Source organism: Paraeggerthella hongkongensis, assembly GCF_003726035.1.
Lineage (GTDB): Bacteria > Actinomycetota > Coriobacteriia > Coriobacteriales > Eggerthellaceae > Paraeggerthella > Paraeggerthella hongkongensis.
In genome coordinates, this window is sequence record NZ_QICD01000018.1 from 1 (window position 1) to 22968 (window position 22968).

Below are 22968 nucleotides of genomic sequence, written 5' to 3' on the forward strand. Positions count from 1 at the left end.
CAAGGTGAAATCGGACACACTTTTTGAAACACCTAGAAGTTGGTGCGAAACAACTTCTAGGGTCTATTTTCTATTGATGAACTGGTAATACAGGGTAGAAATAGACACACTTTTTGAAACTTAACCCCCTATTTCACTATTGCCGTCAAGAAAAAAGAATGCCCTGATAGAATCCGCTTGAAAAACCGCCTGGCCAGAGAGCTGGCGCTATTCTTCCGAGACTATATGGACTACTTCCTCGCCTTCGATAAAGTCATCGTCTACTACGATAACGGCCAATCTCCGATAACTGAGCTTATCGGTACAGTATGCGGATCTGTTTTCTTCGAAGTGGATTACCGAAAAGTTGCACCGTCTGATTACCGTCTTTTTCAATCAGCAGACTTGCTCTGCACGCTTGAGCTGGCTGGCATTAAAGCTGACGCAGGAAAGCTGTCTCGTTCAGAGGAGATATTCTTTGAAAGCAGGCGAAAGCTTAAGAAGAACTACTTGGACAAGCTGGAGAAGCTAAGGTTTTCTTCTCGCTAGGGAATTTCCACCTTGTAAGCTAAGGGCGCATCACCATTTTAGTTACTAAATCAATTGTGATGGTATACGTACCTTCTGGGAGAGCATCACGTTCGCAACGTGGGGGTCGTGGGTTCGAATCCCATCATCTCCACCACGGAATTTAAATGCAGGTCGGGAAACCGGCCTGCATTTTGGTGTTATCGGACGATTCCGGTGTCGTTGAGCGATGGTTTCTATGATACTCTATTTCCCAATATTAAAACGAAATCAATTTTGGGAAATGAGAATCAACGATGAAGCTTATCGAGAGGAAGAACTATCTGCAGAAGCTGATAGATGTCGAGGGAACCCCCGACATCAAGGTGGTTACCGGCGTTCGCCGCAGTGGCAAATCCAAGCTGCTCGAAGCTTTCAAGCACCACGTCATGAGCTCGGATTCCGGCGCGAACATCATTCACGTCAACTTCAACCTGACCGAATTCGAGGGCCTCATGGAGTATCATGCCCTGGACGAGTTCGTGCAGGCCGCCTACGTTCCCGGAGCGAGCAACTATGTCATCATAGACGAGGTTCAGATGTGCGAGGGATTCGAGAGAGCCATTAACGGCCTCCACGCATCGGAGAACTTCGACATCTACATCACCGGCTCGAACGCCTTTCTGCTCAGCAGCGACCTTGCCACGCTGTTCACGGGCCGTACGTTCGAGATCGAGGTGTTCCCGTTCTCGTTTGCCGAGTACCTCGCCTACTTCGGGGAAGAAGAGGGCATCGACGGCGCCTTCGACCGCTACGTGCACACAGGGGGCATGTCGGGCTCCTACCCCTACAAGAACGAAACCGACCGCTCCACCTACGTGAAGGATGTGTTCGAGACCCTCATCATGCGCGATATTCGCCAGAAGTACGACGTGCGCAATCCCGATCTGCTCAACCGCCTGTCCGAATTCCTGATGGACAACGTCTCAAACGTGACTTCGGCGAGGAGCGTGGCGTCTTCGCTGGAGGGCGACACCGATGCGAACCACAAGACCGTCGGCTCGTACATTGAATACCTTTGCAGCGCCTACGCGTTCTACAAGGTTCGCAGATACGACATCCGAGGGAAGAAGTACCTGTCCTCGGGCGATAAATACTATCTGAGCGACCACTCCTTCCGGTTCGCGAAGCTTGGCACGCGCAACATGGATTGGGGCCGGGTTTACGAGAACATGGTCGCCATCGAGCTTTTGAGGCGAGGCTACGAGCTTTATGTCGGCAAGCTGTATCAAAAAGAGGTGGACTTCGTCGCCATGCGCGGGAGCGAGAAGATGTACGTTCAAGTGAGCGACGACATCTCGGCCCCCGTGACGTTCGAGCGGGAAGTCGATCCCCTGTTGAGGATACGCGACGGATACCCGAAGATTCTCATCGCCCGCACAAGGCATGAAACCTACGATCACGAGGGTATCAGGATCCATGACCTTGCCAGGTGGCTGTCTGCCGAATAGCGGCGATGGCCGCTTTGCGAGGTATCGGAAGATCAGGCTGGCCGTATGTGCCGAAATTCCGCCTTGCCAAATCCCGAAAGAAAGTGATGGAGATGGATTTCCGTATCGAATTAGAGAGCTATTTGGAACTCGGCGCAGAGGACGAGCGGCCAACACCATGTAAAGCGGCTCGGATGGTGAAATGCCCCTGAATTCTGGAAATCTATTTAGGAAGAATTTTAAATTTTCCTAAATAAGCGAAGGGGTTCCCGAATGAGATTTCATACCTTAAGCAAGCGAAGGACGCACCACCATTTTAGTTACTGAACCAATTGTGATCGTATACGGATGACGTGGGAGAGCATCACGTTCGCAACGTGGGGGTCGTGGGTTCGAATCCCATCATCTCCACCACGGAATTTAAATGCAGGTCGGGAAACCGGCCTGCATTTTTGATTTTCTGGACAGGGAGGGTGCGAAGCTGCGAGAGCATACTCGCCCACAGCATAGCCGCGTCGCATGCGGCTCGCCCGATACGGCGCCCGTCGCCTTAGCTCCTCTTCTGCTCGTACATCCTGGAATCGGCCAACTGAAGGACTTCTTCGAAGCTCGACCCTTCGGTCGGGAAGGTGGCGTAGCCGAAACTCAAGGCAATCGGCAATTCGGTCTGCCCGATGTTGACGTGTTCGTTGTTCAGGTTTTCCAGCTTGGAGCAAAACGCGCGAATCTCGCTTTCTTCGGACACGCCTCGAAGCACGATCGCAAGCTCGTCTCCGCCCAGTCGGATGGCCAGATCGTCGCTGCGTATCATCGACCGAATCCTGGCGGCAACGCTGGTCAGCAGTCTGTCTCCGGCATCATGGCCGTAGGTGTCGTTGATGTTCTTGAAGTTGTCGAGGTCCAGGTAGAAAACCGTGTAGGAATCGGAGCCCTCGGTTGTCAAGGATTCGAATTCCTTGAGCTTGCCTCTGTTGCCAAGCCCGGTCAGGTTGTCGACGAACGCTTCGTTGCGCGCGCGGTCGAGTTCGTCCTCTTTTCTTCTCAGGTACCTGAATCGCATGATGGACATAAGCAGGCCCGATAGGAACACAGTCAAAACAACGGTGCCTTCCAAGCTGTCCGGAGGCTTTTCGATGTCAAGCTGCCAAAATCCGTTCGCCAGAGGAATCTCGACGGACACGGCGCCCCGCCCCGTATAGTTATCGCTGGCCTCCATGAGCGTCTTTTCTCCTGCATTGACCGTGGCGCTCAGTTCGTACTCGCATCCCAGCATGTCGACCGTTTCCAGATCGATGGTTTCAAGCACGCTTCGAGTGTCCATCACGAGAGACACCATGCCCCAGAATTCTTCCGTTCCGTTTTCGTCCGGCAGAAACACTGCCTTTCTCAAAATCAGCCCCGACCCTCCCTGGGTAAGCTCGTAGGGTCCGGATAACACGGGTTCGCGGGTTTCCAGGGCGATCTCCGCTTCTTTTTTGCGCTCGGGCATTTCGAAAATGTTGTCGCCGATAGCGCTTTCGTTCCCTTCGCGGGGGAATACGTGCTCGACAATGCCATGAGGGAGAAACGAGATATTGCGCACTTCCGGCTGGCGCGCTATGGGGTCGAGCAGAATTGCCAGTTCGTCGTCGGAAAGCGTATCGTAACTGGATTCCACTACGGCTTCCGCAAGCTCGATCCCCAGGTAGGCTTGGCCAAGGGTGCTCTCTATACGACCGCTGCCAAATTGCAGGAATGTTCTCAGGTCGCCCTGGTCCCTGCTCAGGAATCCAAGGGATACGACAAGCACGACCAGGATGTCGATGGCCAGCATGGCGACCAGCGAAGCTGTCGAGTTTCTGATTCCTGCACGCATGGGGCTCCTATAGTTGAAGCAAGGCCCGCCTGGGCACAAAGTTCTTAGACATGGGAAAGATATGCGCGTCACTCATAAGTCCATGATACCGCATAAACGGGTTGCGGCATTGAGGATCGAAATCGCATTGGCATAGGGCCGATGCAGCGCGTAAGGGTTTTTCCCTAGTACGCAGGGTAAAATCCCCGCAGTTGATCTTGGGATGCTCGCTTTATGTTGAGAAAGCTTGTATATTTTGTGGAGGAGAGATCGTCAGTCAGTCAAAGGGAGGAGATTTGTATGACTAAGGTCAAGAAGAACAAGCTCGCTCTCTGGACCGCATCGCTGTGCGCGTTCGGTATGGTCATGGGCCTTGTGGCATGTGCGCCCCAGGCCGCTACCGACGACAAAGCGGACCAGAAAAACGAGAGCAAGACGGAAAAGGTGGAAACGCCTGCTGCAGACAAGTTCGGAGTTGTTGTTGCCGAGTCCTGGAAGGATATCTATCCCGACCAGTACAAGACGTACATGGAGAACGAGGCGAACTCGCCGGATTCCGGCAAGCATAACTACTTGGAGCTGTATCCGGCTCTGAACACCATGTACAAGGGCTACGCGTTCGCATTGGGCTACGACGAGGCTTCCAGCCACGTGTACTCGCTGAAGAGCGTGAAGGAAACCCCCCGTACCATCAAGAAAGAGCAGCTTGCCGGCTGCATCACCTGCAAGACGCCGCAGTTCACCGCTATGGTGAACGAGAAGGGCGAGGGCGTCTACAAGGAGAAGTTCAACGACATGATCGGCCAGTTCACCGAGCCGATCAGCTGCTACAACTGCCACGAGAACGATCCGTCCCAGGTCAAGTTGACGCATTCGTACTGGGTTAACTCGCTGGGCAAGGCCGCTAACGACGACAAGGCCGCCCCGTTGGGCGCCCAGGCGTGCGGCCAGTGCCACAACGAGTACTACTTCGATGGCGAGACCAAGGCCACCACGAACCCGTACACGGGCCTCGACCAGATGACCCCCGACGCTATCCTGGCGTACTACGACGAGCGCAACTTCAAGGATTGGGAGCATGCTGACACGCTGGCCCCCATGCTGAAGGTGCAGCACCCTGAGTTCGAGACCATCTACGGTGGCAAGCAGACCACGATGGCCAAGAACGGCTACAGCTGCGGCGATTGCCACATGGGCACGGTTGAGGGCGAGAACGGCGAGTACACGTCTCATAACTGGACCAGCCCGCTTGAGAACAAGCAGCTGCTCGAGAACGACTGCAACAGCTGCCACAAGGATCTCAAGAAGCAGGTTGCCGACTGGCAGGCCGAAGAAGAGACTCGCGTGACGGCTATCAGCGAGAAAATCGAGGCTCTGACCAAGGGCATCGCCGAGAAGTACGCTGACGAGATCGCCGCCATGAAGGCTGCCAAGGAAGCTGGCGCCGAGGTTCCCGCGGCTTCCGAGGAACTGGCCTCCTTGCAGAAGATTCAGCGCAACGCTCAGTTCTACTGGGATTTCGTGATGGTCGAAAACAGCGAGGGTGCTCATAATCCCACGCTGACGTTCGAAACGCTTGACAAGGCCGAGAAAGCTGTCGACGAGGGGCTTGCGAAACTCGCATAACGCGACAGGGACGTTCTCTCCAACGTTTCTGAGGGCAGGGGAAGGGGGCGCATGCTTCCTTCCCCTGTTCCAGAGGAACCGGATTTCGGGCATGCGGGGTTATGCGAGGTTATGCAAAAAATTGAGCGAAAAAAGCCGAATCACACGAAAAATGGGGGCAATCCGGGCTAATTCCCCCCAAATGGGTGATAGGTTTTTTCCCGGTTGACCGGTAGTATGCATGTGGTAAAGTTCTTGTGTTTCCGTTTGGTATCGAAAACGATGCCTCTATACGGAAGAAGACGGGAATGCAAGAGACGAGTATGTTCGAAAGGGGGTTAAAGAGTATGAGCGAAGAGGAAACCAAAGTGGAAGCCGCCACCGAGGCAACTGAGGCTGATAACTCCACGACCAAGGAAGCCGCTCCTAAGAAAAAGGGAAAGAAGTGGCCGATCGTCGTGGGTGTCGTCGCGGTTGTTTTGATTGCAGCCGGTGCCGGCTTCTGGGTTTGGCATGAGCAGCCGAGCTTCTGCAACGCCATTTGCCATACGCCGATGGATCAGTACAACGCTACGTACGACCAGGAGCCGAACACGGCAGGCGTTGACAAGTGGGGCAACGAAGTGAAGAACACCAGCTCCATGCTGTGCGTGTCGCATAAGATGCCGACCGATCAGGGCGGCGCCGGCGCAACGTGCATGAGCTGCCACATTCCGACTATGTCGGAGCAGATGTCCGAAGGCATCAACTGGGTTACCGGCAACTACGTGTATCCGCTCGAGGAGCGCACGGGTGCCGATCTGGTTGAGGCTCGCGGTCTTGAGGCTGACCAGTTCTGCCTGAACGAGAGCTGCCACAACCTGACGCGCGACGACCTGGTGAAGGCTACGAGCGGCATGGAGTTCAACCCGCACGTGCCGCAGCACGGCGAGATCGAGTGCACCGAGTGCCATAAGGCACACCGTGCGTCGGTGATGTACTGCACGTCGTGCCACAGCGAGGCCGAGGTGCCCGAGGGCTGGCTGACGGTCGCTGAGGCGAAGAAGCTCCAGACGGCGTAAAGCTTTGCTTTGCACGCTCGCGTTTCGAGCGAACAATTGAATAGCACGAGGGAGCCCGCCTTAAGCGCAATGCGCTTGGACGGGCTCCTTTTGTCAAAGGTCCGAAGAACGAAATGGCTGGCTGTACCGGAGAACGCGGCTTTTGCGTTGAACGCGCGAATGTTGCAGCCGGTTCGCATGGCGAATCCTTGGGCGTTGCGCCATGACGCTCCTCGGAACTTTGAGACAAAAGAGTGGCGGTACGGGAAGAGAACAAGAGGAGGCGAGCGTGAACGCGAAAACGAAACGTCGTATGGTCGTGGTGACGGGGATTATCGTCATGGTGCTGGTCGTGGTCTTGGCCGTGGTCGGGGGATCGAGCTCTGCCAAGAGCGTTTCGATTGCAGAAGCTGCAACCGGGGGATACGCTGACCAGAAGATCCAAGTGAGCGGCAACGTGGTGGAGAATTCCTTCGAAACGAAGGACAACGTGCTGACGTTTGCCATCTACGACCCCGAAGGCGACAAGTCCCAGCAGGTCAAAGTGCGCTTCGAGGGCGGCGTTTCGGCTACGTTCGGCAATGACGTGACGGCAATCTGCACGGGCAAGATGACCGAAGAAGGCGTTTTGAACGCGTCTGAGCTGGTTACGAAGTGCCCCTCCAAATACGAGAACGCTGCGGACGCTCTCACGGTGGCCCAGCTGGTCGGGTACGGGAGCGAGGTGCTCGACAAGCCGGTCAAGGTGGCCGGCGCGGTGAAGGGCGGAACGCTGACCGCCGCCGGTTCGGGCGATCGCTTCGTGCTTGTCGATGCGGAAAGCGGGGAAGAGCTGCCGGTTCTGTTCGACGGCGCTATCTCTGACGAGATCAAAGACGGCACCCAGCTGGTGCTGACGGGCTCCATCAACGCTGGCGGCAAGTTTGCCGCAACCGAAGTGGCTTTGCAGGGCTAGCGGAAACGCGAATCTTAAGACGATAGGCGGCGGCTTCGGCTGCCGCTTCGGAAGGAAACTACATGGCAACTATTGGTGTGATCGGGCTTCTGGTCGCCTTTGCGGGCGTGGCGGTGTCCGTCGCGTGCTTGATTGCGGGCGCGGTGCTCGCGCGCAAGCGCTCCGGCGGCATAGGCGAAACGCTGACTTGGGGCGGCCATATCGGCGTGATCCTGTCGGCGGTGGCGCTGACGTTCTGCTGCGGCATCCTGGTATTCTGCTTCATGACGGGCGACATGAGCATCGAGTACGTTTTGCGTCAGCATAGCGATGCTTCGGGCGAGCTGGCCTGGCTGTACAAGCTGTCCGGCCTGTGGGCCGGCCGCGAGGGCTCGCTTCTGTTCTGGGCGTGGCTTATCGCCGCGTTCAACGCGGTGGTCGCCGTGCGCAACCTGAAGAGCCCGCGCAAGCTGGACTCCATGGCGCTGCTGGTCAGCCAGCTGGTGTTGGCCGCGTTCGTGGGCGTGCTGCTGCTTTCCGAAAGCAACATGCCGTTCACGGCCACGCCGCTCAAGTACTTCAACTCCGATGGCACGCTGACCAGCTCGGCTTCCATGCTGGGTATGAATACGCTGCTGGAACACTGGGCTATGGCCATCCATCCGCCTACGCTGTTCATCGGCTATGCAGGTTTGACCATTCCGTTTGCGTACGCCATTGCTGCGCTCATCGTGAACGACTCCTCTAAAGAGTGGGTGGTTCGTTCGCAGCGCTACACCCTGTTCTCGTGGTTCTTCCTGGGCGTGGGCATCGGCTTGGGCGCGGTGTGGGCGTACGTCGTGCTGGGTTGGGGCGGCTACTGGGGCTGGGACCCCGTGGAGAACGCAAGCCTTTTGTCATGGCTTGTGGGCGTGGCCCTCATCCACAGCTTTACCGTGTATCGTCAACGCGGCGCGTTCAAGCGCTGGAGCGTCATGTGCGCGTGCCTGACGTTCGCGTTCGTAATCGTGGGCACGTTCATCGCGCGTTCCGGCTTGGTTCAGTCGGTTCACGCGTTCGAGGGCGACCCTGTTTCGCTCGTGCTGTTCGGGGCGTTGATCGTGCTGTCCGTTGTGGCCGGTATCGTTGGACTGGTCATCCGTTGGAAGAGCTTCGGTCCCGGCGCTTCGGGTTCCGACGATGTCGAGAACATGTTGTCCAAGGACGCCGCCTACTACTTCAACAACGTGATCATGGTGGTGTTCGCCACGTTGCTGGCGTACCTGACCATCGCCTCTGCGCTGCCCAGTTGGATGCCGTTTGGCGGCCAGGCTATTTCCGCTGGCACGTACAATGCCATCGCGCGTCCTTTGGGCATAGTCTACCTGGCCATTTTGGCTATCTGCCCTCTGCTTTCGTGGGGCAAGACCGAGGGCAAGCAGTTTTGGAAGCGCGCTCGCATTCCGGGCGTCTGTGCGCTCGTGCTGTTCGCCGTGCTCATGGTGTACTTCGCGACGTATCTGGTTCCCAGCTACAACGCGGTCATCGCAGCAGGCGGCATCAATGCCGAAGGCCTGATGGAAGAGGGCCCGGCGTGGTATTACAACGGCTTGGCGGCCGTGGGTCTGCTGGTGGCCAGCTTGCTGTTCTTCAACTCGTTGTTCATGCTGGGCCGCGCTATTCGCGGATACCAGAAGGGCCATGGCGGCAATCCGGTGTCGGCTGCGTTCGGCATGCTGGTGAATCGCGCGTCCACGTTCGGCGGCTTCGTCGCCCACTTCGGCATGGCCGTGATCCTGGTCGGCTTGATCGGCTCGTCCATGTACGTGACCGAAAAGGTTGCCTACGTCGGCTACGACGAGGCCACCGACACCGCTTCCGAGGATTTCGTCATCAAGGACTACACGCTCAAGTACACCGGTAACGAGATCGTGCCGCAGGACAACAAGGACGACATCCTGTACACGGTGCGCTTCGATGCGTACAAGGATGGCCAGTTCCTCGGCTCGGTTGACCCGACCGTGCAGTTCGTGCAGTCCACCCAGCAGCAGAAGCTGGTGGCCAGCGTCATTTCGCTTCCGACCGAGGACCTGTTCGTGGTGTATCGCGGTGTGAACGAGAACGGCGACTTCTCGATGGACGTGCGCGTGAACCCGTTGATCTCCCAGGTTTGGATCGGCTTCTTCCTGCTGATGGCTGGCGTGCTGATTGCCACGGCAGGCAAGCGCGGCGCCAGCCGCAAGCTGACGGGTGCGGATGCCGAGTCGGCAGAGGACTCGCAGGGCGAAGCTGAGAAGCCCCAGTCTGCGAAAGCGGAGGCGTAAGCGCTATGACCGATGTGGAAGCGGCTATCAAGACCAAGAAGCTTTCCAAAGTGTTCGGCAATCGCCGTGCGGTGGACAACGTGTCCATCGAGGTTCCCCAGGGTGCGTTCCTGTCCATCTTCGGGCCGAACGGTGCGGGCAAGACGACGTTTCTGCGCGTGCTGTCCACGCTTGCCCGCGCGTCGTCGGGGTCGGCTACGCTCATGGGCATCGACATCAAGGAGGAGCCTGACAAGGCGCGCGACCACATTGGGCTCATTTCGCACAACTCCATGTTGTACCCGGATTTGACGGCCGAGCAGAACCTGCTTATCTACGCGCGCCTCTACGGGGTGGAAAAACCCGAGGCGCGCGTCCTCGAACTGCTGGAGTCGGTTGAGCTGAAGCATCGCCGCTTGGACGTCGTGCGCACGTTCTCGCGCGGCATGACGCAGCGCCTGAGCATTGCGCGCGCGTTGATTCACGATCCTGACGTGGTGTTTCTGGACGAGCCGTACTCGGGTTTGGATCCGCATGCCGTGGAGATATTCGACGAGCTGATCGAGCAGCAGCGCGAGGGCCGAACCTTCGTCATGGTCAGCCATGATCTGCAGAAGGGTTTTGCCATGTGCACGCATGCGCTGGTGCTGGCGAAGGGCAAGGTGGTTGCGTTCGACCAGAAGGACGCGCTGGATTTCGACGAGTTTTCCGGCCTGTATCGCCAAACCGTCGGCATGGGGGTGGCGTGACATGTCCGTGGTTTTGAAGAAGCCTTCCACGTTCCAGCAATACAAGACGTTGCTGCGAAAAGATCTGGAGCAGGAGTTTCGCACCAAGGAGATGCTCACGTCCATGGGCATCTACGCGCTGCTGGTGCTCATCGTGTACGGCGCTGCGCTCGGACAGACCACGAGCGCCCTTGACGTGCTGCAGATCAGCGGCGGGCTTTTGTGGGCGCTGATCGTGTTCACGTCGCTTTTGGGCTTGAACCGTTCGTTCTCGCACGAGAAGGAGCAAGGCTGCATGGAGGGCATTTTGCTGGTGCCCTTGGATCGATCGGTCATCTTCCTGGCGAAGGCCACGTCGAACCTTTTGTTTTTGCTGGTGGTAGAAGTTTTGGCCGTGCCGCTGTTCTACTTCTTCTTCCTGACAACGGTTTCGCCGTCGGAGCATTTTTGGCTGCTCGTAGTGCCGTTGCTCGTGGGAACCGTGGGCATGGCGGGCATCGGCACGCTTTTGTCCACCATCACCATCAACACGCGCGGCAAGGACGTGATGCTGGCGGTGCTGTTCGTGCCGCTCATCTTCCCGCTGCTGTACGCGTGCGCGTCGGCCACGACGGCCGTGATCGTGGGGGCCGAGGGGTATATGGACGCGTTCTCGCTGTCGCTTATGCTGGCGGGCGGCTACGATGTGATCATGCTGCTGCTGAGCTGGGTGCTGTACGATTTCGTTATCAGCGCGTAGGCGCTTCGCCGACCTGATGGTCGCCGAAGCCGCTCAATGCTGCAAGGTGTTGGGGCGCTCGACAAAAGGAGGGTTTATGACTGACGAGAAAAAGCCGATCAGGCTGCCGGAGGCAGGGCAGTGGCCCGACCGGGTGGCGCCATGGGCGTTGCTGGCCGGGGCCGTGCTGACCACGGTCGGCTTCCTTATGGCGTTTCTTTACGCGGGGCCGGTGAACGGGGCCGCGGTGAACGGCGTGGAACTGATCGGCGGCCAAATGGTGTCGTCGAAGCTGCTGCTGTCCCAGAAGATCTTCTATTTTCACATGCCGGTTGCCTTGGTTTCGTTCGGCGCGCTGGCGTTTGCAGGTTATTACTGCGTTCGGTTCCTCATGACGAAGAACCAGCGTTTCGACACGTGCGCGAAGGTGTGCATGGAAATTGCGCTTTTGTTCGTGACGTGCACCATGATCACGGGCGATTTGTGGACGCGCTTCGAGTGGGGCGTGTGGTGGACGTGGGATCCGCGCTTGACCACGTACCTTATCCTGATGCTGATCATCATTGCGTACTTCGTGCTGCGCAATGCCATCGACGAGCCTGAGCGACGTGCTACGTACGCTTCTGTCCTGGGCATCATCGCGTGCGTGGACGTGCCCATCTGCTACATGGTGACGCGCCTTATTCCGTCGAGCATCCATCCCGTGGTGCTGCGCGAAGGCGGCATGTCGGCCGATATGGGCATGACGGTGGGCGTGGTCATGGCCGGCATGATTTTGGTGGGCTTCGCGCTGTACCGTCTGCGCTTCCGCCAGGTGCGTTTGGCGCAGCGCGTGGAGGCCGTGAAGGAACAGCTCGAAGACTAACGTGCTCGACTGCCGCGTCTGGCCGATAGGCGATGCGGCAGCGAAGAATTGCGCGAACATGACGAACGACTCGTTGATAAGGAGCATCCATGAATCCGGTTCTTGTTGAAATCTACAGCACCATCATTCCGTCGGCCCCGTATATCATTGCGGCGTATGCCCTGATGTGGGCTGCAATTCTGGTGTACGTGTTCATTATCGTGCGCGGTCTGAAGAAGACCGAGGCGCACATGGCCGTGCTCGAAGAGGCCCTGGCCGAGAAGACCGCGGCGAAATAGCGAGACGTCCGACGCGTCTTGCGTCCGTGCTACAATAGCGAAACGAATGAGACGAAGCGCCGCTCTTGCGGCGCTTCGCGTGTGAAATGCGACTCAAGAAAGGTCCCGAAGCCATGAAAGCTCTGATTCCCGCCGCCGGTTTGGGCACGCGCTTCCTTCCTGCCACGAAGGCGCAGCCGAAGGAAATGCTGCTGGTTGTTGATCGTCCGGCCATCCAGTACGTTGTCGAAGAGGGCCTTGCATCCGCCGCCGACGAGGTGGTCATCATCAACAGCCGCGAGAAGCAGGCTATCGAAGATCACTTCAGCCCGAACCCGGAACTGGTCGCTACGCTGCGCGCCCGCGGAAAGGATGCGTACGCCGACGTGGTAGAGCAGGTGGGCAGCTACAACGTGAGCTACGTGTACCAGGATGAGGCGCTGGGCTTGGGGCATGCGGTGCGCTGCGCTCACGAGAAGACCGGCAACGAGCCGTTTTACGTGCTTTTGGGCGATGTGCTGGTGCCGGACAACAAGATGCTGCCGCGCATGCAGGAGGTTTCGGATGCGCACGGCGGAGCTAGCGTGATCGCGGTCATGCCCGTTTCCGAGGACCAGGTGAGCCGTTTCGGCGTGATCGCGGGCGCTCCCGTTGCCGATGACGTATGGAAGATCGATGCCTTGGTGGAGAAGCCGGCGGTCGAGGATGCGCCGTCGAACCTGGCCGTGTTCGGCCGCTACCTGCTGTCTGCTCGCGTGATGGAGCTTCTGGCCGATGTGGAGCCGGGCGTGGGCGGCGAGATCCAATTGACCGATGCGCTCGATGCCGTTCTGCGCGAAGAAGAGATGTACGCGCTGGTTATCGATCCGAGCGACGGCTTCGATACCGGCACGGTCGAAAGCTGGCTGGAAACGAACAATATTCTATTCGAGCGCAAGAACGCAGGAAAGTAGTCGCTGGCGGGCGAGGCAAAGCCCCTGGGGCTGCTGCCTCGCCGACTGAGACAAAGGGACGGGGTCAATGACTCATTTTCTGGCCTGCGGCCGAAAATGAGTCATTGACCCCGTCCCTTTGTCTCAGCCTGAAAAAAAGATCGGCCCGGGGAGAGGGGAGCTCCGCCGGGCCACAAGGAGGGGTGTACGGTGCCTCTTGGGCACCGACTCTGCTTTAAGGGGTAAGCAGAAGCAAATTGAAAAGGAGGGGAGCCTTTCATTTGCTGGTACCCAGTATAAAAGTTGACCTTGAAAAACATATGTGTCGACCGTGCACGTTTTGTGAATTGATCCCTCTTAAAGTAACAAAAAGGTAACCATGAGGGAAGAGCGTGGGGAACGCTAGCTTTCTTCGGCCGCGCCCGGTTCTTCGCATGCTGCGTTGCAATCGATTCCCGCGGCTACGGGGACGAAGGCTTCGGCTTTCGCGGGGTGCTCAAGTGCGTTCGATCCGCGCTTGAGGTACGCTCTGAGCGCGCGTAGCGCTGCAGTTTGCTCGGGGGCCAGCTTTCCGTTGGCGCGGTCGTTCTTCAAGCCCGCCGCAAACATGCCGAGGAAGCGTGCGTACACTACGGCTACGATGGACGTGGCCAGCAGCAGCTGGACGCCCTCCACTTGCTGCACCATCGACGCGGCGCTGGCGAATCCGGCGGCGGCGAGCGTCGAAGCGAACCCGTGGGTTGCCAGCAGCCCTACGGCCATGGGAAACGTCATGCCGGCGAATCCGGGGTGAAACTGCACGCTGAAAAACTTCGGTAGCTTTGCTACCACGTACGCAAGCGATACGGCCACGCAGGCGAACAGCGCTGCGAGCACGATGAGGTTCGGCTCGCTTGCAACGTTGACGTACGATACCAGGCACATGCTGCACGGACCGAGCATGATTGCTTGCGAATGCATGGTAGCTTCGGCAACTTCGCAGCGCTTCATGCGCCAAAGCATGAAGGGCGTAAGCGCGACGTACGCTGCGATGCCCCAAACCACTATGCCTATTGCCAGCGGCTCGGGCATGAACGGCATGCCGACGACTGTGGCTACCATGACGCCGTTGGTGGTGACGTACCAGCTGGGCATGAACGTCTTCCACTCGAATCGCCGCAGGAAGAAGCGGACGAAGAACACCGCAACGTGCACGATCAGCAGCCCGAGCATCGCGAAGAACACCACTCGAGCGCCGTCGTGCAGGACGGGCGCGAGATCTGCGTAGTATACGCACAGCACCATGATCAGCATGGGGAGGGTGGGGTACAACGCGGCGAGCATGGGGTTCGCGTATTCTGCTGCTATCACGCTTTTGAGATGGAAGGCGATCTTCAGGCAATACGCCAGCGCTACGACAGTCGAGATTACGGCGGCTATCCCATGGACGAACGGGTATCCGATCGTTTCGTAAAACCCTCCCAGCACAAGCAGGCCCAAGGTGGCGGGCACTACGGGAAGCGGGAGCCGTGAAACCTTGTCTTTGAGGTACTTCATGAGGAGCCCTTCATCGCGGCTTGCGGACGCATTCCTTCCCTGAAAAAGGATCGGCCCGGGGAGAGGGGAGCTCCGCCGGGCCACAAGGAGGGGATGTACGGTGCCTCTTGGGCACCGACTCTGCTTTAAGGGGTAAGCAGAAGCAAACTGAAAAGGAGGGGAGCCTTTCATTTGCTGGTGCCTAGTATACGTGCCGAGGTTGCAGATGATATGTGACGCACGTGCGCGTTTTGTGAATTGGTGGTCTTGTAAGTAACAAATAAGCAAATTTCTTGGCAAATCGTCGCAAGCCCTCGATGCAGCGGCGAAAGCGCGGCACGGGTCGGCGGCGGTTTCGCAGCGGAATTCTAGGGTTATCGCGAAAAAAGATCGGGCCGCGAAGAGGGGAACTTCGCGGCCCACAAGGAGGGGGATGATGCGACGCTCGATGGCGTCGCTACTGCTTCTACGCAGTGCAAACGGAAAGGAGGGGAGTCTTTCGTTTGCGGTACTCAGTATAAAAGTCAGCCTTGAAAAACATGTGACCGGTACATGTTCGTCTTGTGTAACGGGTGCGGACGATCGGTGAACGTCAACTCGCGCCATGCAGCACCGTTCTTTTGCTATCATAAGCACTCGACGAAAGGAATCTTCCATGCCTGATATCGATCTTCGCTTCCACCGGGATATGCTGGTTTTGTCCGCTCCGGTTGCTGCCGTGCTGCAGCGACAGGGCTTCGACATCGACCGAGATCTGGAGTACGCCACGCTGGTGGAGCCCGAGGCTGTTCGCGACGCGCTGCGGCTCAACAAGGTTGCCGGCGCTCAGTGCCTGGTGACTAGTACAGCGGGCATCACGGCGGCTCGTCTGGCGCACCATGGCCTGGAGGAGCGCGCGCAAGAGGTCGTGAAGGCGGGGCTGGATATCGCCTGTCAGCTGAAGCCCCAGCACGTGCTGGTAGAGGTGGGCCCGTGCGGGCTGCCGCTTGATCCTTCCAGTAAAACGTCGTTGAACGAGAATCGCGGTCAGTACGCCGACGCTGCGCGCGCATGCGCAGGGGCGTCGTTCGACGCGTTCTTCTTGAACGGTTTCGCGAACCCGTCGGATCTCAAGTGTGCGCTCATGGGCGTTCGTCAGGTGAGCGATGCGTTGGTGTTCGCTTCGGTCGACGTGGACGCTGGCGGCGTGCTTTCCGACGGCCGCCATACGTTCGCAGAGGCGTTGGAGGTCATGGTGGACTTCGAGGCGTCGGTTGCGGGCTTTGCGACGCGCGCTCCCCTTGAGGCCGCAACCAATTTGGCCCGGCAGGCATGCGCGGCCGGCTCCCTGCCGGTCTTGGCTCAGTTGATCGTGGGGGCGCACGACCCGAAGCAGGGCGGCGTCACGGAGTCCAATCCTTATTTCTGCCCGGATGTCCTGGTGGCGGCCGGTGCGCAGCTGCGCGGTGCGGGCGTTCAGTTCCTGCGCGCTTGCGGCGCCGCCACGCCGGCGTACACGGGCGCCCTTGTTGCCGCAAGCGAGGGGTTCGATGTCGTTCGTTCGGACGTGGAGGCGTAGTTCATGGCTGGCTCTTTTCGGACGAATACGGTGCGCAGCCCTCACTACGGTGCATTGCAGAGCGTGGTCGATTCTTTGTTCGCGGATCGAGACGTAAAGTCCGTGCGGCGACTCGATGTGGTTGTCGCGGCGGAATCGGCGGATCTTCCCGAAGATCTGGCCGAGATCATCGCGCTGCTGCCTCCGGGCACGTACACTCGCCAGCGTTTGTGCGATCAGCTGAACTCGGCTATCGGCGGACACGCGTGGGGGCAGGTGTACGGGACCGTCGAATAGCGGCGACCGAGCCTGTTTGCTGCGTGTAATAACTGTGTACGCCTTGCACGGGCGTAGGCGGGCCGGTACTATATCTGAACGTTTGAAACGCATTCACCCACTATATATTGTGGAAAATCTTGGGTAGATCCTGTGGAAAGATTGCGCATAAACCAAGCGAAACCACAGATCGCGCCCTTAAAAGCACGCATTTGGAAGCGATTGAATAAGACTGGCGAAGAGAGGATCAGGCGCATGGTCACGACCATAGTAAAGCGCGACGGCCGTACGGCGGAGTTTAAGGCGGACAAGATCGCCGAGGCGGTGGAGCGGGCGTTCCAGGCATGCGGCGCCATGCAGGACCGTTCGGTTGCCGACGGCATCGCTCAGGCTGTCGTGGACAAGCTCGAGGCCGGCGCCATCGAGGGCATTCCCACGGTGGAGGGCGTGCAGGACCTGGTGGAAGAGACTCTTATCGAAGACGGCTTCGTGCAGACCGCCAAGTCCTACATCCTCTACCGCGCCGAGCGCAACCGCGCTCGCGACGTGAACAGCCGCCTCATCCAAACGCTCAAGGACATCACGTTTTCCAAGGCGTCCGATTCCGACATGAAGCGGGAGAACGCCAACATCGACGCCGACACGGCCATGGGCACCATGCTCAAGTACGGCTCCGAGTCCGCCAAGCAGTTCTACGAGATGTGCGTCATCGATCCGAAGTTCGCCCGCGCCCATCGTGACGGCGACATCCATATCCATGACATGGATTTCTACACGTTGACCACCACGTGTTGCCAGATCGAGCTGAAGAAGCTGTTCAAAGGCGGCTTTTCCACGGGCCATGGCGTGTTGCGCGAGCCCAACGACATCACCAGCTACGCGGCGCTTGCCTGCATCGCCATCCAGTCGAACCAGAACGACCAGCATGGCGGCCAGGCCATCTGCGACTTCGATTACGGCCTGGCCGAAGGCGTGCGCAAGACGTATCGTCGCCTGTACAAGAAGCATTTGGCGGAAGCGGTCGATCTGCTGATGAACGCAGAGGACGCCCGCGCGTTCGCGCAGGACACGCTTGACGCGGTGGAGGCTCAGACGGGCACGATCGCCAGCCTGCACAGGGACGAGCAGTTCGAGGCCGCCGTGCGCGTCGCGCTTGTAGAGGCGGGTGCCGACGATGCTACGGCCGATCGCGCGCTTGCGTATGCCGTGAAGAACGCCACGGCCGACACCGATCGCACGACGTTCCAGGCTATGGAAGCGCTTGTGCACAACCTGAACACCATGCATAGCCGCGCCGGCGCGCAGACGCCGTTCAGCTCGGTCAACTACGGCATGGACACCTCTCCCGAAGGCCGCATGGTGGTCAAGAACATGCTGTTGGCAACCGAGGGCGGCCTGGGATCGGGCGAGACCCCCATCTTCCCCGTGCAGATCTTCCGCGTGAAGGAGGGCGTCAACTACAATCCCGAAGATCCGAACTACGACCTGTTCAAGCTGGCCATGCACTGCTCCGCGAAGCGCCTGTTCCCCAACTTCAGCTTCCTGGATGCGCCGTTCAACATCCAGTACTACAAGGGCACGCCGGAAACGGAAGTGGCGTACATGGGCTGCCGCACGCGCGTCATGGGCAACGTGTTCGATCCCGATCGCGAGGTGACGCCCGGTCGCGGCAACCTCAGCTTCACGTCCATCAACCTGCCGCGCTTGGCCATTCGCGCCAAGGGCGATCTGGACCTGTTCTTCGATCTGCTCGACGCGAAGCTGGCGCTGGTGGTGGGGCAGTTGGACGAGCGTTTCGAGATCCAGGCGCGCAAGCGCGTGTACAATGCGCCGTTCTTGATGGGCCAGGGCGTGTGGATCGACTCCGAGAAGCTTGCGCCCGACGACGAGCAGCGCGAAGTCCTCAAGCACGGCACGCTGTCGCTGGGCTTCATCGGCCTGGCTGAAGCGCTGGTGGCCCTGACCGGCCAGCATCACGGCCAGTCGAAGTCGTCGCAGAACCTGGGCCTGGAGATCATCGGGCACATGCGCGGATACCTGGACAGGCTGTCGCAGGAGCGCGGGATGAACTACGGCTTGATCGCCACGCCTGCCGAGGGCTTGTCGGGTCGGTTCGTGCGCATGGACCGCGCGCGCTACGGCTCCATCGAGGGCGTGACCGATCGCGACTACTACACGAACGGATTCCACGTGCCGGTGTACTATCCCATCAGCGCGTTCGACAAGATCGAGATCGAGGCGCCCTACCATGCGCTCACGAACGCGGGCCACATCTCCTATGTGGAGCTTGACGGCGACCCGTCCGACAACCTGGAGGCCTTCGAGGCGGTCATCCGTCATATGAAGGACAGCGGTATCGGCTACGGCTCCGTGAACCATCCGGTCGACCGCGATCCGGTGTGCGGCTACAACGGCATCATCGGCGACGTGTGCCCCAAGTGCGGCCGCACGGAGGCCGAGCACGGCACGTCGTTCGAGCGCATCCGCCGCATCACGGGCTACCTGGTGGGCACGCTCGATCGCTTCAACGACGCCAAGCGCGCCGAGGAAACCGACCGCGTGAAGCACTTCATTGCGTCGGCTGATCAGCCGACGCAATAGCCGACGCTGCGGAGCGCTCTCGCACCCCATCTTCAGGCGATCCCGGAAGCTCGCGTACGCAGTACGCTTCGCTTCCGCGATCTCCCGAATCTGGGGCACGAGAGCGCTCCTCGCTGACGTACTACGCCCACCTGCGAGATCAGTATGCGCCCTTCGGGCGCATGCGAGGTTGCCCATGACTACGCCTGCCACCATTCGTCTGTACGGTACGGCCCCGGACTCCATCGTCGATGGCCCGGGGCTGCGCTTCGCCGTGTTCGTGCAAGGATGCACGCATGCTTGTCCGGGTTGCCACAACCCCGACAGCCAGCCGTGCGCGGGCGGCGAGGTTCGCCGCATCGACGAGCTGGTGGCGCAGATCGTCGCCAACAAGCTGGCGCGCGGCGTGACCATTTCGGGCGGCGAGCCGTTCGAGCAGGCGGCGGCATGCGCCGAGTTGGCTCGTCAGCTGCGGCGGCGGGGCCTCAGCGTGTGGACGTATTCCGGCTATCGCTACGAGCAGCTTGCCACCGGCGTGCCGGACCCTGCCGCGCTTGACCTGCTCGCACAAACCGACGTGCTGGTGGACGGTCCGTTCGTGCAGGCGCTTCACTCTTTCGATCTGCCGTGGCGCGGCTCTTCCAACCAACGGTTGATTGACGTTCCCGCAACAAGGAGCCAGGGACGTATCGTTTTGTGGGAAACTCAAGAAGACGTGTTTCAAAAGCCTCCGTCATGGTGAGGCGTTCGCCTTTCAGGGCGATGAGGATTGCAAGAGGGTAGGACGGCGGCATGGGACAACTCGAACAAGCCATCGAAGGCTTCGTGCGAAGCGATTGGGTTATCACGGCGATAACGGTTGTGGTGATTCTTTCCTTGACGGCGGTGTGCGCGCGGTTGGTGATGCGGTTCATGCGCAAGCTGCTGCATTTCAACGAAGAGAAGAACCTTCCTTCAAGCTCCATTTTCGTCAACATCGCACGTGCTTCAGTGTGGGTCTTGGGCATCTGCATCATGCTGTCCACCTGCTTCAACGTAGACGTGAGCGCCGCTATAACGGCCATGGGCATTGGCGGTATCGCCATTTCGCTTGGCTTTCAGGATACGATATCCAACCTGATCGGCGGCTTGCAGGTAAGCCTCATGCGCATCGTCAAGCCGGGCGACAACATCGAAGTGGGCTCGTCTTCGGGCGTGGTCAAGGATGTGACGTGGCGTCATACGACCATCAGGAACAGCGCTGGCGCAGAGGTCATCGTTCCCAACTCCATCATCAACAAGACGGCGCTCGTCCATCTTCCTCCCACCAATCAGGTATCGATTCCCGTTGTCGTGGCAACCGACGGGTCGCGTCTTGACGATTTGGCGGAGGCTATCGAACGGGTTGCCGCCGAGGCCGCATCCGAAGTGGCGAAGCTGACGAAGCAGCCAGCCCTTTCCTTTTCGGCTGTCGAAGATGCGGGCTTCAAGGGGTCCCTTGTGTTTCGCGTGGCGGATAGCCGCACGGGTGCCCGGGCAGGCGATGCCGTGTTGCGTGCCATTGCTCCATTGACCAGGGAGGACGGTATCAACCTGATCGACGGTGTTTTGGCGGGGAAGCAGCAAGCAGCCCAGGATTCCGCAAACGAGGGAGGGAGGACGAATGGCTGAAACGCGATTGACCGAAGGCCCTTTGCATAACGACGATGGTTCTCTGGCCCAATGCGGTTGGGCTACCACGCTCGTTCGTTCCTACGACCGCGCACGTGTGAAGGCACCGGCTTTGCGCATCAAAGAATGGGACTACTACCTGGTGAACGACGACGAGTACGCCGTGGCGCTCACCTTGGGCGATTTGGGGTACGGCGGGCTTATCTCGGCGTCCGTCATGGACTTTGCCGAGGGCGTTTCGCATACGGCCAGCACCATGGTTCCCTTGATCCTGGGTCGGTTTCGGCTGCCGTCCTCGTCGTCTTCCGGCGTGTCGCGGTTCCAGAACGGGCGCGTGTCGTTCGACTTCGAGGTGAAGGGCGGGTGCCGTCGCATAAAGGCCCAGTTCGCTCGATTCGACGGGCGCGACGACCTGACGTTTGAGGCGGTGCTTGACGAAGAGCCGCGCGACACGATGGTGATTGCCACGCCGTGGGCCGAAGACCCGCTCGCGTTCTACTACAACCAGAAGATCGTTGCCATGCGAGCGCAAGGCAGCTTCAAGAAGGGCCTGCTCGTACATGGCTTTTCTCCGGAGCGTTCGTTCGGCTTGCTCGATTGGGGCCGTGGTGTATGGACGCGCGACAACACGTGGTACTGGGCCGTCGCGCAAGGTTGGCAGGATGGGCGCGGAGGGGCGCAGCCCGGTGCTCATCGGTTCGGACTCAACTTGGGGTACGGTTTCGGCGACACGTCCGCTGCGTCCGAGAACATGGTGTTCGTGGACGGCGTTGCTCACAAGCTGCATCGCGTTGACTTCGGCATTCCCGAGAAAGCGGGGGCTGCGGTTGCGAAGAAGACCGAGGATCGTTACCAGCTTGACCAGCCTTGGCATGTGACCGACGACGAGGGTCGTTTGGATATGGTGTTCACGCCGATGCTCGATCGCGTCGACTGGATGGACTTCAAGGTGATCCGCACCGATCAGCACCAGGTGTTCGGGCGTTTCGACGGTACGGCGGCGCTCGACGACGGCACCGTGTTCGAAGTGGCGAACCTGTTAGGTTCCGCCGAGGTCATCCACAACGTGTATTAAAGCATGGCGAAGGGCCGGCCGGATCTTCCAATGGCGAAGGCCTTCCATCATGCGCCCGATCACGCCAAGGCTGACCGGGCGCGGATGCTACTACAGCCCGGATGCTTCCAAGCGCTTCTTCAATGCTTCCTGGTGGATGCTGTACTGCAAGGCCATGTCCTTTGTCACACGACCTTCTTTTACCAGGTCGAACAAGCTTTGATCCATGGTTCGCATGCCTTCCGCGCCGCTGGCGGCTATCACGCTGTCGATCTGGTGCGTTTTCTCTTCGCGGATGAGGTTGCGAATGGCGGTGTTCGCGAACATGATCTCGAACGCGGGCACCGCGCCGCCGTCGATTGCGGGAACCAGCTGCTGGCTGACGATAGCTTGCAGCACCATGGACAGCTGGATGCGGATCTGGCGCTGCTGCGAAGCGGGGAAGGCGTCGATGATGCGATCGACTGTGCTGGCTGCGCCCGTGGTGTGCAGCGTCGACAGTAAAAGCTGCGCCATTTCGGCAGCGGTCACGGCGGTGCCGATCGTGTCGTGGTCGCGCATCTCGCCAAGCAGGATCACGTCGGGCGCCTCGCGCATAGCCGACCTCAGCGCTTCGGAATAGCTGGCCACGTCGGTGGGCACCTCGCGCTGCGTCACGATGCAGCTGCCGTGCTTGTGCACGTATTCGATGGGGTCTTCCATGGTGATGATATGGCCGCTGCGCTCGTGGTTCAGGCGATCGACGATGCAGGCCAACGTGGTCGACTTGCCTACGCCGGCAGGGCCGGTGACCAGCACCAGTCCCTTTTGCAGTTGCGAGAGGCGCAGGACTTCCTCCGGTATTCCCATCGCTGCGGGGTCGGGCAGTCCGAAGGGAATGACGCGGATCACGGCGCCGAGCGATCCGCGCTGACGGAAGATGTTCGCGCGGAAACGCCCGATTCCGGAAATGGCGAACGAGAAATCCTCGTCGTGATTGCCGTTGTCGAGGAAGCGATCCATGCTGCGCCCGGATACTTCGTAGATCGCGCGCACGAACGCTTCGGTGTCGGCGGGCTTGAACGGGGGCGTGTCCAGCCGAACTTGCTGACCGCTCGCTTCGTAGGCCAGGGGAAGCCCTGCTATGATGAAGACGTCGGACGCCTTCGCGTCAACCATCTCCTGCAAAAGCTGTTCCAGTTTCAT

20 protein-coding genes are annotated in these 22968 nt (G+C 59.3%); 17 read left to right on the forward strand and 3 right to left on the reverse strand.

Features of this window, described 5'->3' with window-relative positions:
- Positions 1–177: 177 nt before the first annotated feature.
- Together DMP08_RS08710 and DMP08_RS08715 are read left to right on the forward strand one after the other, a co-directional pair.
- Positions 178–528, forward strand: a complete 351-nt coding sequence (locus DMP08_RS08710) for a hypothetical protein (protein ID WP_211328418.1) — start codon at positions 178–180, stop codon at positions 526–528.
- Between the two features lie 275 nt (positions 529–803).
- Positions 804–1997: an ATP-binding protein gene (locus tag DMP08_RS08715; RefSeq protein WP_123192528.1), complete on the forward strand. Its 1194-nt coding sequence runs from the start codon at positions 804–806 to the stop codon at positions 1995–1997.
- A gap of 529 nt (positions 1998–2526) precedes the next feature.
- Here DMP08_RS08715 and DMP08_RS08720 read toward each other — a convergent pair.
- Positions 2527–3831 carry a sensor domain-containing diguanylate cyclase gene (locus DMP08_RS08720; RefSeq protein WP_123192529.1) on the reverse strand — a complete coding sequence of 435 codons (1305 nt, stop codon included), beginning with the start codon at positions 3829–3831 and terminating at the stop codon, positions 2527–2529.
- A 279-nt stretch (positions 3832–4110) separates the two neighbouring features.
- Here DMP08_RS08720 and DMP08_RS08725 point away from each other — a divergent pair, with 279 nt between their 5' ends.
- From DMP08_RS08725 to DMP08_RS08765, 9 genes are all read left to right on the forward strand, one after another.
- Positions 4111–5436, forward strand: coding sequence for an ammonia-forming cytochrome c nitrite reductase subunit c552 (locus tag DMP08_RS08725; protein ID WP_123192530.1), 1326 nt, complete (start codon positions 4111–4113; stop codon positions 5434–5436).
- Between the two features lie 326 nt (positions 5437–5762).
- The gene (gene cgr1 / locus DMP08_RS08730; protein WP_114566505.1) at positions 5763–6476 is read left to right on the forward strand and encodes a cytochrome c-type protein Cgr1; all 714 of its coding nucleotides are present in this window, start codon (positions 5763–5765) and stop codon (positions 6474–6476) included.
- Positions 6477–6744: 268 nt separating this feature from the next.
- A complete protein-coding gene (locus tag DMP08_RS08735) occupies positions 6745–7410 on the forward strand; it encodes a cytochrome c maturation protein CcmE domain-containing protein (RefSeq protein WP_123192531.1) in 666 nt (221 codons plus the stop codon).
- Between the two features lie 62 nt (positions 7411–7472).
- Entirely contained in the window at positions 7473–9692 is a 2220-nt protein-coding gene (locus tag DMP08_RS08740) for a heme lyase CcmF/NrfE family subunit (protein WP_123192532.1), read from the forward strand.
- 5 nt (positions 9693–9697) lie between these two features.
- Positions 9698–10420: an ABC transporter ATP-binding protein gene (locus tag DMP08_RS08745; protein WP_123192533.1), complete on the forward strand. Its 723-nt coding sequence runs from the start codon at positions 9698–9700 to the stop codon at positions 10418–10420.
- A 1-nt stretch (position 10421) separates the two neighbouring features.
- Positions 10422–11138, forward strand: a complete 717-nt coding sequence (locus DMP08_RS08750; RefSeq protein WP_123192534.1) for a heme exporter protein CcmB — start codon at positions 10422–10424, stop codon at positions 11136–11138.
- 76 nt (positions 11139–11214) lie between these two features.
- Positions 11215–11982, forward strand: coding sequence for a cytochrome c biogenesis protein (locus DMP08_RS08755; RefSeq protein WP_123192535.1), 768 nt, complete (start codon positions 11215–11217; stop codon positions 11980–11982).
- Between the two features lie 89 nt (positions 11983–12071).
- Positions 12072–12260, forward strand: coding sequence for a hypothetical protein (locus DMP08_RS08760; RefSeq protein WP_114566510.1), 189 nt, complete (start codon positions 12072–12074; stop codon positions 12258–12260).
- 113 nt (positions 12261–12373) lie between these two features.
- A complete protein-coding gene (locus DMP08_RS08765) occupies positions 12374–13192 on the forward strand; it encodes a UTP--glucose-1-phosphate uridylyltransferase (protein WP_123192536.1) in 819 nt (272 codons plus the stop codon).
- Positions 13193–13573: 381 nt separating this feature from the next.
- On the opposite strand, the gene DMP08_RS12460 is transcribed toward DMP08_RS08765, so the two are convergent.
- Positions 13574–14707 carry a TDT family transporter gene (locus tag DMP08_RS12460; RefSeq protein WP_161555452.1) on the reverse strand — a complete coding sequence of 378 codons (1134 nt, stop codon included), beginning with the start codon at positions 14705–14707 and terminating at the stop codon, positions 13574–13576.
- A gap of 634 nt (positions 14708–15341) precedes the next feature.
- Here DMP08_RS12460 and DMP08_RS08775 point away from each other — a divergent pair.
- The 6 genes from DMP08_RS08775 (at position 15342) to DMP08_RS08800 (ending at position 21804) form a co-directional block, all read left to right on the forward strand.
- Positions 15342–16244, forward strand: a complete 903-nt coding sequence (locus tag DMP08_RS08775) for a homocysteine S-methyltransferase family protein (protein WP_123192537.1) — start codon at positions 15342–15344, stop codon at positions 16242–16244.
- A 3-nt stretch (positions 16245–16247) separates the two neighbouring features.
- Entirely contained in the window at positions 16248–16520 is a 273-nt protein-coding gene (locus DMP08_RS08780) for a hypothetical protein (RefSeq protein WP_123192538.1), read from the forward strand.
- Positions 16521–16754: 234 nt separating this feature from the next.
- Positions 16755–19100, forward strand: a complete 2346-nt coding sequence (locus tag DMP08_RS08785) for an anaerobic ribonucleoside triphosphate reductase (RefSeq protein WP_123192539.1) — start codon at positions 16755–16757, stop codon at positions 19098–19100.
- Positions 19101–19275: 175 nt separating this feature from the next.
- Positions 19276–19821 carry an anaerobic ribonucleoside-triphosphate reductase activating protein gene (nrdG, locus tag DMP08_RS08790; RefSeq protein ID WP_123192540.1) on the forward strand — a complete coding sequence of 182 codons (546 nt, stop codon included), beginning with the start codon at positions 19276–19278 and terminating at the stop codon, positions 19819–19821.
- A gap of 50 nt (positions 19822–19871) precedes the next feature.
- Complete coding sequence (locus DMP08_RS08795; protein ID WP_123192541.1) at positions 19872–20729, forward strand: mechanosensitive ion channel family protein; 858 nt, start codon at positions 19872–19874, stop codon at positions 20727–20729.
- Entirely contained in the window at positions 20722–21804 is a 1083-nt protein-coding gene (locus DMP08_RS08800; RefSeq protein WP_123192542.1) for a DUF2804 domain-containing protein, read from the forward strand. The genes DMP08_RS08795 and DMP08_RS08800 overlap by 8 nt, the downstream gene beginning before the upstream one ends.
- A 90-nt stretch (positions 21805–21894) precedes the next feature.
- Here the strand turns inward: DMP08_RS08800 and DMP08_RS08805 are convergent, their stop codons facing one another.
- Complete coding sequence (locus DMP08_RS08805) at positions 21895–22968, reverse strand: type IV pilus twitching motility protein PilT (RefSeq protein ID WP_123192543.1); 1074 nt, start codon at positions 22966–22968, stop codon at positions 21895–21897.